Here is a 13,340-nt window from a genome sequence, read left to right on the forward strand (position 1 = left end):
CCGCGCGCGGCCTGCGGATCTCCTGAGGCGCGGCCTCTTTCCCTGCCCGCGGCTTAGGGCTAAGAGAAGCCCATGACAGCCCCCATCCCCGCGCCCGAGCGCGCCCGCGTGAAAATGAAGCCCAAGTCGAACGCCCGCGCCATCCGGCACGGCTTCCCCTGGGTCTATGCCAACGAGCTGGTGACCGACCGGCGCACCCGCAAGCTTGCGCCCGGCAGCCTCGCCATTCTGGAAGACGAGGCGCAGCGCCCGCTGGGCCTGGTGGCGGTGAACCCGGAAAGCAAGATCATCGCCCGCATGCTCGACCGCGACCCGGAAGCGGTGATCGGTCAGGCCTGGTTCGCGGCCCGCATCACCCGCGCGCTGGAGCTGCGCGAGCGGCTTTACGACGCGCCGTTCTACCGCCTCGTCCATGCCGAGGCCGATGGGCTGCCCGGCGTGGTGATCGACCGCTTCGGGGCGGCGCTTGTGGTGCAGCCCAACGCCGCCTGGGCTGAGGCGCATCTGGACGCGCTCACCGCTGCGCTGGCCGAAGTGACCGGCGCCGAGGTGATCCTCAAGAACGCCTCCGGCCGCACCCGCTCGCTCGAAGGGCTCGACGACGTAAGCCAGACGCTCCTGGGCGCGGCTCCCGCCGCGCCGGTGCCGGTTCAGATGAACGGTGCCACCTACATGGCCGACCTGACCGGGGGCCAGAAGACCGGCCTGTTCTTCGACCAGCGCGAAAACCACGCCTTTGCCGCACGCCTCACCGCGCCCGGCGCCCGCGTGCTGGATGTCTTCTCCCATGTCGGCGGCTTCGGCCTTGCGATGCTGGCAGGCGGTGCCGGTCATGCCACCTGTGTCGACGGCTCCGCCGCGGCGCTGGAGCTGGCCGGTGAAGGCGCCAGGGCCAGCGGGCATCAGGACCGCTTCACCGCGCGCCAGGGTGATGCCTTCGAGGTGCTCGCAGCCCTCGGCGAAGAGGGCGAAACCTTCGACGTGGTGATCTGCGATCCGCCCGCCTTTGCGCCCTCGAAACAGGCGCTGGACGCCGGCCTGCGCGCCTATGAGCGGGTGGCGAAACTGGCGGCGCCGCTGGTGAAACCGGGGGGCTATCTCGGCCTCTGCTCCTGCTCCCACGCAGCGGACCTTGCAAGTTTCCGCAACGCCTCCGCCCGCGGCATCGGCCGCGCCGGGCGGCGCGGCCAGCTCCTGCACACGGGCTATGCCGGCCCCGACCACCCGCAGCTGCCGCAGTTGGCCGAAAGCGGCTATCTGAAGGCCGTGTTCTTCCGCCTGGACTGAGGCCGGTGAAGCTCCTGCTCGACACCTGCGTGCTCTACCCCACGGTGATGCGCGAGATGCTGCTGGGGGCGGCACGCCTTGGCCATTTCACACCGCTGTGGTCGGCGCGAATCTTGGGCGAATGGGCGCGCGCGGCGCAGAAGCTGGGGCCGGAAGGCGTGGCCCAGGCCGAGGGGGAGATTGCCCTGATCCGCGCCGCCTGGCCGCAGGCCGAGGTCGCGCCTGCGCTGGGGATCGAAGCCCGCCTCTGGCTGCCGGACAGCGCCGACATCCACGTGCTCGCCGCCGCCATCGCGGGCCATGCCGACGCGATCGTTACGCTCAACAACAAGGACTTCCCGCGCCACACCTTGGCTGAGGAAGGGCTGGAGCGGATCGGCCCGGATCAGCTTCTGCACGATCTGTGGCTGAAGGATGCCGCCGGGCTCGAAACCCTCGGCGCTGAGGTGCTAGGAGAAGCCAACCGCCTCTCCGGCGGCGGCTGGCAGATGCGGCCGCTATTGAAGAAAGCCCGCCTGCCGCGGCTTGCCAAGGCGCTGGCGTCCGCGTCCGGGTAAGAGGCGTTCCGCGGGCAGCCGCCCTCATCAGCCCCGCCGCACGCTCCTTCATCTTTCGGAAAATACTCCGGGGAGATTGAGGGGCCGGCCCCTCAGGATTCCCACCCGAATGAAAGCCGCCGGCCCTATAACGCGAAGCCGCCGCGCAGCGCTGACGCCGCGGACGGATACGGCTCAGGGAAGTCTCATCCCTTGGCCCATTTCGCCTCCAGCCGCTCAAGTGCGGCGATGCGCTCCTCGGTTTTCGGATGGCTCATCAGCCAGGCCGGCGCCATGCCTGCGCGCGCCTGCGTCAGCTCTTCCAGCTTGCGGAACAGGCTCTTCTGCGGGCCAACCCCGATGCCTGCCTTGGTCAAGAGCGCCGCGGCATATTCATCGGCCTCATACTCATCCGCCCGCGACAGCCGCGCCGCCAGCAGCGAGGTCAGCACCCCGGCAATCCAGGGCCCCACGAAGGGCACAAATCGGCCCAGGATGATCATCAGCGCGGTGCGGAGCGCGTTCTGCCCGGAGAAGTCGATGATCCGCCGCCGCGCATGCCCCAGCGCCACATGGCCCAGCTCATGCGCGATGACCGTGGCCATCTCCTCGGCGCTCACCTCGCCGTTCTGGTACTTGCGGTAGAAGCCGCGGGTGATGAAGATCCGCCCGTCCGGTGCGGCCAGACCGTTCACCGGGTCGATCTCGTAGATGTGCACCTTGATGCGGGCAAGGTTCAGCGCCGCTGCCAGCCGGTCGGTGATCCGCTTCAGGCGCGGATCGGCCAGTTCGGTCGAGCGCCGGTCCAGCTCTTTCTGGGTGCGCCAGACCGAGATCCGGTACATCACCAGCCCGTAGAGCACTGCCAGCAGGATGGGGGTCAGCTTCAGCATGTCTCAGATATGGGCGGAAACCGGCCCCGCGGCAAGCGGAGACCGTTGATTTTCACGGCCGGGCAGAGCGCTTCCCGTGGTACGCTGCGGCGACGGAAACAGGGGAGGGAGCGCGATGGAAAGCGCAGTTACGGTGCTTCTGGGCACCACCAAAGGCGCGTTCCTGCTGGAGGGCGGCGCGGCGCGCGCGGGCTGGAAAATGCGCGGGCCGTTCTGCGGCGGCTGGGTGATCAACCATGTGAAGGGCGATCCGGAGAGCGGGCGCCTTTATGCGGGCGGCGGCAGCGAATGGAACGGCGCCGGGGTCTGGCGCTCGGCGGATGGCGGCGCAAGCTGGCAGCTCACCCGGCTCACCCGCGGCATGAGCGACGACTGGGCGGAGAAGGATCCCGAGTTCGCGGCGATGATCAGCTACGAGCCGGTCGACTTGCCGTTCGGGTCGGAGTTCCAGCAGATCTGGTCGCTGGGCCTCGGCCGGGATCGGATCTATGCGGGCACCAAGCCTGCGTCGCTCTTGCAGAGCCTCGACGGCGGCGAAAGCTGGTCCCGCGTCGAGGGGCTGACCGATCACCCCTCGGCGGAAAGCTGGCAGCCCGGCGCGGCGGGGCTGGTGCTGCATACGATCCTGACCGACCCGGAGCGGCCAGCCCGTATGTGGTGCGGTATCTCCGCCGCCGGAGTCTTTGCCAGCGAGGACGGCGGAGAGACCTGGGAGCGCCGCAACCGGCTTGCCAATGCGGAAGCCTGCGCCGGCCACGACCACCCTGCCGCGCCGCGCGACGGGGAGACCGGGCATTGCGTGCATAACATGGCGCTGGCCCCGGGCGGCGGGTCGCTGCTTTACCAGCAGAACCACCACGGCGTCTGGCGCTCGGGTGACGGCGGGCGCAGCTGGGAGGACATTACGGAAGGGCTGCCCTCCACTTTCGGATTCCCGATCCTGGTGCATCCGCGTGATGCGCATACGCTCTGGACCCTGCCGCTCAATGGCGACAGCGTCGGCCGCTACCCGCCGGACGCGGCGGCTGCTGTCTGGCGCTCGCGCGATGGCGGCGGGAGCTGGCACGCCTGCCGTGAGGGACTGCCGCAGGAGGCCTGTTTCTTCACCGTGCTGCGCCAGGCGATGGCGGGGGATACGCGCGATCCGGCCGGTGTGTACTTCGGCACCAACTCGGGCTCGGTCTTTGCCAGCCTGGACGAGGGCGACAGCTGGCAGGAGATCGCCCGGCACTTGCCTACTATCCTGTCGGTGGAGGTGCTGGAGCGCTGAAGCGCGGGCGTGCGGTGAGCCTGACGGCCGGAGGTTTTGCGCTTTGCTCCGCAAATCGCGGGGAGGCGGGGGCCGCGCCTGCGGCGCGGCCCCCGCCCGGCCCAAACGCTTTCGGGAGAGGCGCTGCCTCAGCCGGAAAGGGGCGGGAGGGCTTCGGGCATTGTGAATGCGGAGTGAAGGGACAGGCAGGCTGACCCGTTGTTTCGCGCGCGAAACATTGGGGCAGGAGGGCTGATACGTCTTGTCGTGGATTGCGGCACCGGAGGAGCCAGATGCGGGTTGCGCGGGCTGCGGGCGGGGCGGTGGTACGATTTTGAGGTTTTGGCGGAGGCCGGGAGGTTCGAGGCCGTTGGGAGGATGCGGGCGTGATCCGGCGCCGGGTTCGCTGCAGGGCGCTTTTCTACCGGTCCTGAGTGCCGCCAAGCGCGGGACAAGGCTGACAGGCCGCCGTGCATCGCCGGCGCGCGCCCACGCGGCGGCGATTTGGTTGAGGCTTGGGGTGCCCTCGGTAGGGTCTACGGACTTGGCTGAGATAAATTGCCAGTCACAGATGTCAGGGTCGCCACCGCGCGCGCCGGTGATGCGCGGCTCTCGGTCTGGAGGGCCGCATGCAATACTTGAAAGCGCCTGCGCGTCTCACGGTCGCTTATTGCGCTGCGCCCGAGAAGGTTGTCCGTTTCTTGCTCTTCCCAGCGCGGGACAAGGCCGTGAGGCCGCCGCGCATCGCCGGCGCGCTCCCTCGCGGCGGCGATTTGGCTGCGGCTGGGTGGTCTCTCGGAAGGGTGTTCGGACTAGGCTGGGATAAAATGCCATTCAGGACCGGCCGGATCGCCTCCGCGCGCGCCGGTGATGCGCGGCTCTTCGCGTGGCTGCGAGAGGGCCGATCGAGGGGCGCGGTCCACCGTCAGCGCGTTGCAAGTCGCGTATGTGCAGACGGCCTCCTTGACCCCGTACCGCCAAACCCGCTCAGCGCGAGAGTTCCTTCATGCCGCGTTCCAGGCCATCGAGTGTCATCGGCACCATGCGGTTCTCGAAGATCTCGCGGATCATGCCGATGGAATGGGTGTAATCCCAGTATTTCTCCGGCACCGGGTTGATCCAGAGGTTCGAGGTCCAGGCCTCGCGCGCGCGCTGCAGCCAGACCTGGCCGGGCTCCTCGTTCCAGTGCTCGTTGGCGCCGCCGGCGTAGGCGATCTCGTAAGGCGACATCGCGGCGTCGCCGACGAAGATGCACTTGTAGTCCGCCCCGTAAGTGCGCAGCACCTCATGGGTGGGGATCTTCTCGCTCCAGCGGCGGCGGTTGTCGCGCCAGACACCTTCGTAAAGGCAATTGTGGAAGTAGTAATATTCCAGGTGCTTGAATTCGGCGCGGGCGGCGGAGAAGAGCTCCTCCACCACCTTGATATGCGGGTCCATCGAGCCGCCCACATCCAGGAACAGAAGCACCTTTACAGCATTGTGCCGCTCCGGCCTTGTCTTTACGTCGAGATAGCCGTGCTCGGCGGTGGAGCGGATGGTGTTGTCCAGATCCAGCTCCTCACGCGCGCCCTCGCGGACCCAGCGGCGCAGGCGTTTGAGCGCCACCTTGATGTTGCGGGTGCCGAGCTCGACATCGCCGTCGAGGTTCCTGAACTCGCGCTTGTCCCAGACCTTGACCGCGCGCTGGTGGCGGCTTTCCTTCTGGCCGATGCGCACGCCCTCGGGGTTGTAGCCATAGGCGCCGAAGGGGGAGGTTCCGGCGGTGCCGATCCATTTGCTGCCGCCCTGGTGGCGGCCCTGCTGCTCCTTCAGCCGCTCCTTCAGCGTTTCCATCAGCTTGTCGAAGCCGCCGAGCGCCTCGATCTCGGCCTTTTCCTCCGCGCTGAGGTGCTTTTCGGCCATCTTGCGCAGCCAGTCCTCGGGGATGTCGACGGCCTCCATCACCGCGGCGGCGGGGATCTGTTCCAGGCCTTCGAAGGTGGCGGCGAAGGCCCGGTCGAACTTGTCGATGTTGCGCTCGTCCTTCACCATGGCGGCGCGGGCGAGGTAGTAGAAGGCCTCCACGTCATAGGTGGCGAGCCCCGCCTTCATTGCTTCCAGGAAGCTGAGGTATTCGCGCAGGGAAACCGGCACCGCGGCCTTGCGCAGATTTTCGAAGAAGGGCTGAAACATCGGGGCCTCCGCTTGCGTCTCGTCTGTCGGGCCGGGGCGTCCGGCGGGCGCATCGGGACCGGGCCCGTACTCAAGCCTGATGTCAGGCGAGGAACCTGTGCGCCAGGATGGTTGCGAGCAGGCCGACAATACCAAAGATCATCGCGTAGACAGCCCCGTATTGCAGCATGTCGGCCGTATTGCCGCCGCGTTTGCGCGCCTGTGCCGCGCCGAGAAGGGCACCCAGAAGAACTCCGCCAATAACAATCATGATCTGTCCGCCTCACTGCCTGCCCGCGCCGGGGGCGCGGTGTCCTGTCATCGGGACTTATCGGGACGGGGGCCGCAGGGAGGCGATCTCCCGCACCCGTGCTGCCACCGCCCAGTCCGGGCCAAACCCGTACCGCGCCCATCCGAGGCTGTCCAGCCTGACCCTGCGCGCCGCCACGGCTTCACCCTCCAGCTCCAGGGCCTCCGCCTGAAGCATCAGCAGTGTGGCGAGCAGGGCGGCGTTCTCATGCGCTTCGGCGAGCCGCGCGGCGGGCTCAAGGAGAGTGAGCGCCGAGGCACCGTCGCCATGGGCGATGGCGTAAGCGGCAAGCGGCACGCTCACCCGGGCCCGGTGCATCGCGGTCTCCGGGCCGCTGCCAAGGTAGGCGAGGGCGCTCTGGAAATGGCGCAGGGCAAGGGCGGGATCCTGGAATTGCAGCATCCGGCCGAGGAGATAGTGGCTGTGGGCGCGGCGGTGGTCCTGCCACCCGAGGTTACCCGCAATCGCCGCCGCCTCGGCCGCGGCGCGGCTGCGCTCGCGCAGGGAGGACTTGGCTCCAAGCGCCTCTTCAAAGGCATCGGCCCAGGCAGGCGCGGTTTCGGGCAGAAACTGCGGGGGGCGGCGCTCGCCCGCGGGGTTGAGGCGCGCAAGGATTGCGGGCAGGCGGGCCGCCACCTGCTCCCTTGTCATGCCGGTATGCAGGTCGGGCGCGTAGGTGGCGCGCAGCACCAGCATGTCGAAGCCGGTGAGCACGACGTGGATATTGTCGTCGTTGAAGACGGAATCCGGCAGCCGGTAAAGGTCGTTCAAGGGGCCGATGGCCTGGGCCAGCTCCTCATGCAGGCAGTCGCGTGCCTCCTGCGGGCTGGCGTCGCTGGGGAGGAATATGGCGAGCCGGCGGCGCTCGCGCAGGAGCGACCAGCTGCTGCGGGGGTGGCGGCGGGCGCGGCGGTACTCGGCCAGGGAGGCGGCGTTCGGCACCACGAAACAGGCAGCATTGGGCAGCGCGCGGCGGATTTCGCTGCGGGGCACCAGTTCGACGGTGATGCTGGCGCCGGGGCTGGTGGTGCGGCGGACCGCGATGCCGGCCTCGCGCTCCAGCCGGGCCAGCAGCGCCGCGAGGTCGCGCGAGAAGCCGGGCGGCGGGTGGCCGGTGACGCGCAGGGTGATCGGGGTCTCGAAACGGGTGAACACAGGCAGCGGGCTGCCGCCTTCGAGCTGGAAGTGCAGGTCGAGGAAATCGCGCGCGATATCGGCATTGGCGCGCTGCGGCGGCTGCGGATTTGAGCGGGTGAACACCTTGACCGGCGGCAGCTGCACAGGGGCGGCCGCGGCGCGGCTGGGCGGGGTGCTGCGGGGCCCGGCGGCGCAGCCCGCCAGTGCCAGCGCGGCGAGGCCAAGGGCGGCGGCGCGCAGCCCCCGGCGCAGGCGGGCCCGCATGCGCGGGCGCAGCGGCGGCGCCGCGGGCTGGGGCCGCAGAATGCGCAGGGCAGAGGGGCGGAGGGGCTTCACGGGCGTTTCACCGGCATATCACGGGCACGTCACGGGCTCGCGTCTGGCGCACCATGGGCACATAACGGTCACTTGGGCGCGGTCTCCTGTCTTTGCCGGTATTGCGCCGGAGCTTCTGCCGGGCGGGCGCTCCCGTACCGGCTCCGGCTCCAGCCTACTGCGGCGCCCGCGGGAAGGAAAGCCGCAGCCGCCCGCGGGCGCGCCGCAGGCGCAGGTGTCAGCGCCGTGCTCACGGCCGCTGGTACTTGATGAAGGGCGTCTGCACGCCGATGCGGTCATAAAGTGTGCGGGCGGTGTGGTTGAACTCCTGGGTGAGCCAGTAAACCGCAGGCGCGCCGGCGGCATCGGCCTCGGCATAGACCGCCTCGATCAGCTTGCGGCCGATGCCCTGCCCGCGCAGATCGGCCACGGCAAAAAGATCCTGAAGGTAGCAGACCTCTTCCTGCTTCCAGCCGTGGCGGTGGAAGAGGAAATGGGCAAGGCCCACGAGCCGGCCGTCCGCCTCGGCCACCAGGGCGCTGAAATCACGCGGGTCATCGCCGAGCAGGCGCGCGAAGGTGCTGTCGTAGATGTGCGGCGGCAGCTCGGTCTCGTAAAAGGCGAGGTAGTCCCGCCAGAGCGCCTGCCACTGGTCCCGGTCTTCGGGCCGCAGGGGGCGGATGGAGAGGGTGGTCCCCGGGTCTTTGCTGGTCATGGCCGTGCCGCTCGTTCTGCTTCCGCGCCCGGCGGGTCAGAGGCTCCGGTCAGGCGTCACTGCCACTATAGACTCAAGCGGCGGAACGCTAAGCGGGATTTCCGGCGGGGGGCCTGCGCGGCGGGAAACCGTTGCGCCCCGGTCTCAGGCGAGGCCGGACCGGGGCGTACAGGGTCTTTGCAGCGGCTCAGCGTTTGCCGCGCGCCATGAAGGCGAGGCGTTCGAACAGATGCACGTCCTGCTCGTTCTTCAGCAGCGCGCCATGCAGCTTCGGCAGCGCATCGGCGCCCTTGCTGGCGAGATCCTCCGGCGAGAGGTCCTCGGCCAGCAGCAGCTTCAGCCAGTCCAGCACCTCGGAGGTGGAGGGTTTCTTCTTCAGACCCGGAGTCTCGCGGATCTGGTAAAACTGGGTGAGCGCGGTGGTGAGCAGCGATTCCTTCAGCCCCGGATGATGCACCGCGACGATCTTCTTCATCGTCTCTGCGTCGGGAAAGCGGATGTAGTGGAAGAAGCAGCGGCGCAGGAAAGCGTCCGGCAGCTCCTTTTCGTTGTTGGAAGTAATGATCATGATCGGGCGGTGCTTGGCCCGGATGGTCTCGCCGGTCTCGTAGACGTGGAACTCCATCTTGTCGAGTTCCTGCAGAAGGTCATTGGGAAACTCGATATCGGCCTTGTCGATCTCGTCGATCAGCAGCACGACCTTCTCGTCCGCCTCGAAGGCCTCCCAGAGCTTGCCTTTCCTGATGTAGTTCTTCACGTCATGCACGCGCTCGTCGCCAAGCTGGCTGTCGCGCAGACGGCTGACGGCGTCGTACTCGTACAGTCCTTGCTGGGCGCGGGTGGTGGATTTGACGTTCCACTCGATCATCCTGAGCCCCAGGGCCCCGGCGACCTGCTTTGCCAGCTCGGTCTTGCCGGTGCCGGGCTCGCCTTTCACCAGCAAGGGCCGCTCCAGCGTCACCGCGGCGTTCACCGCGACTTTCAGGTCATCCGTGGCAACATAGTCTTCAGTGCCCTGAAATTGCATGTCTTTCCCAATCTGTTTGTGGCATTCTGTGGCCCTGTTCCGCCACTTGCGGTCTTAGCCTGCTTTTAACCAGACGCACTTACTATTGTGTAGTGACAATCGCGGCGGTTGGGGATAAACGCTGCGGCATGGGGGAGCCACAATGTTTGGAAAGAAATTTGAGACCAGCATTATGGGCCAGACCGAAGGAGCCGAAATGAAGCAAGAAGTGTTTCTGCCGGACGACTACCGCCCGGCCGAAGATGAGCCTTTCATGAACGAGAGGCAGACTGAATATTTCCGCCGCAAGCTCTTGAACTGGAAACAGGAACTTCTGGCAGGCAGCCGCGACACGATCGAGGGGCTGCAGGACAGCACCCGCAACATTCCCGACGTGGCCGACCGCGCCAGCGAGGAGACCGACCGCGCCCTGGAACTGCGCACCCGGGACCGCCAGCGCAAACTGGTTGCCAAGATCGACGCGGCCCTGCGCCGCATCGACGAAGGCGAATACGGCTACTGCGAAGTGACCGGAGAGCCGATTTCGCTCAAGCGTCTGGACGCGCGTCCAATTGCCACCATGAGCCTGGAGGCGCAGGAGCGCCATGAGCGGCGCGAGAAAGTGCACCGCGACGACTGATCTTTTCAGCCGTTTGCAGGAAAATCCGGCCTTTGCCGGACGCCGGGGTCTTTTGCTCCGGCGTTTTTTGTTTCATTTGGGGCAGGCTGAATCCTTGCAGGACCCCAATGAAACTCACCGGACTGAAAATCACCATCATCGGCGCGGGCATCGGCGGGCTGACCGCGGCGCTGGCGCTGTGCCGGGCGGGCGCGCGGGTCACCATCCTCGAGCAGGCCGGCGCTATCTCCGAGGTGGGCGCCGGGCTGCAGGTGACGCCGAACGGGGTTGCGGTGCTGCGGGCGCTGGGGCTGGAGGATGACCTCGCCTGGGGCGCGCAGCGCGCCCGCGCGGTGGTGCTGCGCAGCCACGCGAAGGGCCGCGAGGTGCTGCGGCTGGACCTTGACCAATATGCTGCGGGGGTGGGGTATTACTTCGTCCACCGCTCCGATCTGATCTCGCTTCTGGCCGGTGCGGTGCGCCGCGAGGGCGTGCAGGTGCGGCTGCTGCAGAAGGCCGAGCGGGTTGAACCCGGGTCCCGGCCAATAGTGCACCTGGGGCAGGGCGCGCAATGCGGCGGCGATCTGGTGATCGGCGCCGACGGGCTGCATTCGCGCGCCCGGGTGGCGCTGAATGGCGAGGACAATGCCTTCTTCACCGGCCAGGTGGCGTGGCGTGCCACCGTGCCGAACCATCTGAATCTGCCCGCGGAGGCGCAGCTGTTCATGGGGCCGGGGCGGCATCTGGTGGCCTATCCGCTGCGCGACGGGCGGCTGGTGAATCTGGTGGCGGTGCAGGCGCGCAAGGCCTGGGCCGGGGAGGGCTGGCATACCACCGACAGCCCGGACAACCTGCGTGCCGCCTTTGCGGGTTTCGGCGGCACCGCGGCGGCGCTGCTGGAGGCAGTGGAGCAGGTGGCGCTTTGGGGACTGTTCCGGCACCCGGTGGCAGCGAAGTGGCATGGCGGCCATGTGGCGCTTTTGGGCGATGCGGCGCATCCGACGCTGCCATTCATGGCGCAGGGGGCCAATCTGGCGCTGGAAGACGCCTGGGTGCTGTGCCGCGCCCTCCAGGACGCGCCGGACATTGCTTCGGGTCTCGCGCTTTATCAGCAGCGGCGCCGCGCCCGGGCCGAACGGGTGGTGCGGGCGGCCAGCCGCAATGCCTGGAAATACCACCTGCGCCGCCCGCTGAACTGGCCCGCGCATCTGGTGCTGCGCACCATGGGCCAGCTGGCGCCGGAGCGCATGGTGCGCCAGTTCGACTGGATCTACCGCCACGATGTGACTGCCTGAGACGCAGGCTGCCGCTGCGCGGCGGACCGCTGCTGCGGAACCTCGCGCCGGGGAACCCGCGATGTATTGCCGATTCGGCCCGCTTGCCGCGGGAGGCTCCCGCCCGGCGTGCGGCGCGGGCCGCACTGCCCGCGCGTGCTGCGCTCAGAGGTCCAGTTCGGCCCAGACCGGCACGTGGTCCGAGGGTTTCTCGCGGCCGCGCACCTCGCGGTCGATCTGGCAGTCGATCAGCAAGTCGGCGGCCTGCGGCGTGAGCAGGATATGGTCGATGCGGATGCCATCGTCGCGGTTCCAGGCGCCGGCCTGGTAGTCCCAAAAGCTGTAATGGCCGCCGCCGCTGCCGTGGCGGGCGCGGAAGGCATCGGTGAACCCGAGGTTCAGGATGCGGCGGAAGGCGGCGCGGCTTTCCGGGCGGAACAGCGCATCCTCCGCCCAGGCCTCGGGGCGTTTGGCGTCCTCGGCCTGCGGGATGATGTTGTAGTCGCCCGCCATCAGCGCGGGCATCTCGGACGCGAGCAGCGCCTCGGCGCGGGCCTTGAGCCGCTCCATCCAGGCCAGCTTGTAGGCGTATTTGCCGCCTGCCACGGGCTGGCCCCCGCTGTCGAGCTCGACCGGGTTGCCGTTCGGCAGGTAGAGGCCGCAAACCCGGAGCGCCTGCTTGCCCACAACGGTAGCCTCGATCCAGCGCGCCTGTTCGTCGCTGTCATCGCCGGGCAACCCGCGGCTCACGTCCTCAAGCGGCAGCTTTGACAGGATGGCGACGCCGTTGAAGCTTTTCTGGCCGTGGGTTTCGACATTGTAGCCGCGTTCCTCCAGCATTCCGCGCGGGAAGGCCTCGTCCACCGATTTGATCTCCTGCAGCACCACCACATCAGGCTGGGCTTCGTCCAGCCAGGCCGGCAGGGCCTCGGCGCGGGCCTTGATGCCATTGATATTGAACGTGGCGATTTTCATGCCGTGCCTCCCGGGCGGACTGAGGTCAATGGTCCGTTCTATCGCCGAAACACGGGGCTGGGGCAACCCGCCGCGCGGCGGCCGGCGAATCGCCGGAGCGGGGAGCTGACGGGCTCATAACTGGCCATTTTGCAGGAATGAAATACATCGTATAGATTGTGTAAAACGGCTTTGCATGTCTCAACTTGTGTGTAAACCGGTGTATATCCTGTGGGTAATTTGCACTAATTTTTGCCGATCAAAAATTAAGGTGAATAAGTTAATCCTGTGGATAACTGTAATGCAATGCATAATTGCAAATAATTGTTGATCGCCGATGAAATGCTGGCAGCTTGGAGGGGCGTTAAGACAACAAGAAATGGGGTACAAGATGACCGCTCAGAAAAAGATCCAGGACTTCCGGGAAATGCACACCGCTGGCGCCAGCCTGTTCGGGGGCGCCGACACAGGGCTGTTTTCCTCCGGCTCCGCGCCCATGGGCGGAGCGTCGATGGCAGCGGGCGAGGGCGCTGAGATGTTCTCCTCCGGCTCGGCCCCGGCCGCCCAAAGCGCGGCGGCGGGTGACCTGACCGGGCTGTTCTCCTCCGGCTCCGCGCCGGCGGCTGAAGCCGCAGCCGCTGCCGGTGACCTGGTGGAAATGTTCTCTTCCGGCTCCGCCCCCGCTGCGCGGGCAGAGGCCGCAGCGGGCGACCGGGTGGAAATGTTCTCGTCCGGCTCGTCCCCTGCGGCGCGGGCGGAAACCGCATCCGGCGATGAGGCCGGGCTGTTCTCCTCGGGTTCGGCGCCGCAGGCCCGGGCAGCCGCCCATGCGGGCGAGGCCACGCGGCTGTTTTCCTCGGGCAGCTGAGCGTCCCGGCCCCATGTCCTGCGGCC

General features: G+C 67.8%; 13 protein-coding genes. 6 read left to right on the forward strand and 7 right to left on the reverse strand.

Annotated elements, in window-relative coordinates; all coding sequences use genetic code 11:
• Positions 1-72: 72 nt before the first annotated feature.
• Positions 73-1,287 (forward strand): RSP_2647 family RNA methyltransferase, encoded by a 1,215-nt coding sequence (locus ACOHWE_RS00850; protein WP_420663491.1) that lies wholly within the window; start codon positions 73-75, stop codon positions 1,285-1,287.
• A 5-nt stretch (positions 1,288-1,292) separates the two neighbouring features.
• Positions 1,293-1,844: an RSP_2648 family PIN domain-containing protein gene (locus ACOHWE_RS00855; protein WP_420663492.1), complete on the forward strand. Its 552-nt coding sequence runs from the start codon at positions 1,293-1,295 to the stop codon at positions 1,842-1,844.
• A 185-nt stretch (positions 1,845-2,029) separates the two neighbouring features.
• Here ACOHWE_RS00855 and ACOHWE_RS00860 read toward each other — a convergent pair whose 3' ends face one another.
• Positions 2,030-2,716: a M48 family metallopeptidase gene (locus ACOHWE_RS00860; RefSeq protein WP_420663493.1), complete on the reverse strand. Its 687-nt coding sequence runs from the start codon at positions 2,714-2,716 to the stop codon at positions 2,030-2,032.
• Positions 2,717-2,831: 115 nt separating this feature from the next.
• Between ACOHWE_RS00860 and ACOHWE_RS00865 the strand changes: the two genes are divergently transcribed.
• Complete coding sequence (locus tag ACOHWE_RS00865) at positions 2,832-3,986, forward strand: WD40/YVTN/BNR-like repeat-containing protein (protein ID WP_420663494.1); 1,155 nt, start codon at positions 2,832-2,834, stop codon at positions 3,984-3,986.
• 966 nt (positions 3,987-4,952) lie between these two features.
• Here the strand turns inward: ACOHWE_RS00865 and ACOHWE_RS00870 are convergent.
• From ACOHWE_RS00870 to ACOHWE_RS00890, 5 genes are all read right to left on the reverse strand, one after another.
• Positions 4,953-6,137, reverse strand: coding sequence for a vWA domain-containing protein (locus ACOHWE_RS00870; protein WP_420663495.1), 1,185 nt, complete (start codon positions 6,135-6,137; stop codon positions 4,953-4,955).
• Positions 6,138-6,219: 82 nt separating this feature from the next.
• Entirely contained in the window at positions 6,220-6,387 is a 168-nt protein-coding gene (locus tag ACOHWE_RS00875) for a hypothetical protein (RefSeq protein WP_420663496.1), read from the reverse strand.
• Between the two features lie 57 nt (positions 6,388-6,444).
• A complete protein-coding gene (locus tag ACOHWE_RS00880; protein ID WP_420663497.1) occupies positions 6,445-7,827 on the reverse strand; it encodes a DUF2927 domain-containing protein in 1,383 nt (460 codons plus the stop codon).
• A 301-nt stretch (positions 7,828-8,128) separates the two neighbouring features.
• Positions 8,129-8,593: a GNAT family N-acetyltransferase gene (locus ACOHWE_RS00885; protein WP_420663498.1), complete on the reverse strand. Its 465-nt coding sequence runs from the start codon at positions 8,591-8,593 to the stop codon at positions 8,129-8,131.
• Positions 8,594-8,780: 187 nt separating this feature from the next.
• Complete coding sequence (locus ACOHWE_RS00890; protein ID WP_420663499.1) at positions 8,781-9,620, reverse strand: AAA family ATPase; 840 nt, start codon at positions 9,618-9,620, stop codon at positions 8,781-8,783.
• A gap of 196 nt (positions 9,621-9,816) precedes the next feature.
• On the opposite strand from ACOHWE_RS00890, the gene dksA reads away from it, so the two are divergent.
• Together dksA and ACOHWE_RS00900 are read left to right on the forward strand one after the other, a co-directional pair.
• A complete protein-coding gene (gene dksA / locus ACOHWE_RS00895; RefSeq protein WP_420664649.1) occupies positions 9,817-10,239 on the forward strand; it encodes an RNA polymerase-binding protein DksA in 423 nt (140 codons plus the stop codon).
• A 107-nt stretch (positions 10,240-10,346) separates the two neighbouring features.
• Positions 10,347-11,513, forward strand: a complete 1,167-nt coding sequence (locus tag ACOHWE_RS00900) for an FAD-dependent monooxygenase (protein WP_420663500.1) — start codon at positions 10,347-10,349, stop codon at positions 11,511-11,513.
• Between the two features lie 144 nt (positions 11,514-11,657).
• Here the strand turns inward: ACOHWE_RS00900 and xth are convergent, their stop codons facing one another.
• The gene (gene xth, locus ACOHWE_RS00905) at positions 11,658-12,467 is read right to left on the reverse strand and encodes an exodeoxyribonuclease III (RefSeq protein WP_420663501.1); all 810 of its coding nucleotides are present in this window, start codon (positions 12,465-12,467) and stop codon (positions 11,658-11,660) included.
• 370 nt (positions 12,468-12,837) lie between these two features.
• On the opposite strand from xth, the gene ACOHWE_RS00910 reads away from it, so the two are divergent.
• Positions 12,838-13,314, forward strand: coding sequence for a hypothetical protein (locus ACOHWE_RS00910; protein WP_420663502.1), 477 nt, complete (start codon positions 12,838-12,840; stop codon positions 13,312-13,314).
• The last annotated feature ends 26 nt before the right edge of the window (positions 13,315-13,340 follow it).

Source organism: Cribrihabitans neustonicus, from assembly GCF_048820895.1.
GTDB classification, from domain to species: Bacteria; Pseudomonadota; Alphaproteobacteria; order Rhodobacterales; family Rhodobacteraceae; genus Cribrihabitans_A; species Cribrihabitans_A neustonicus.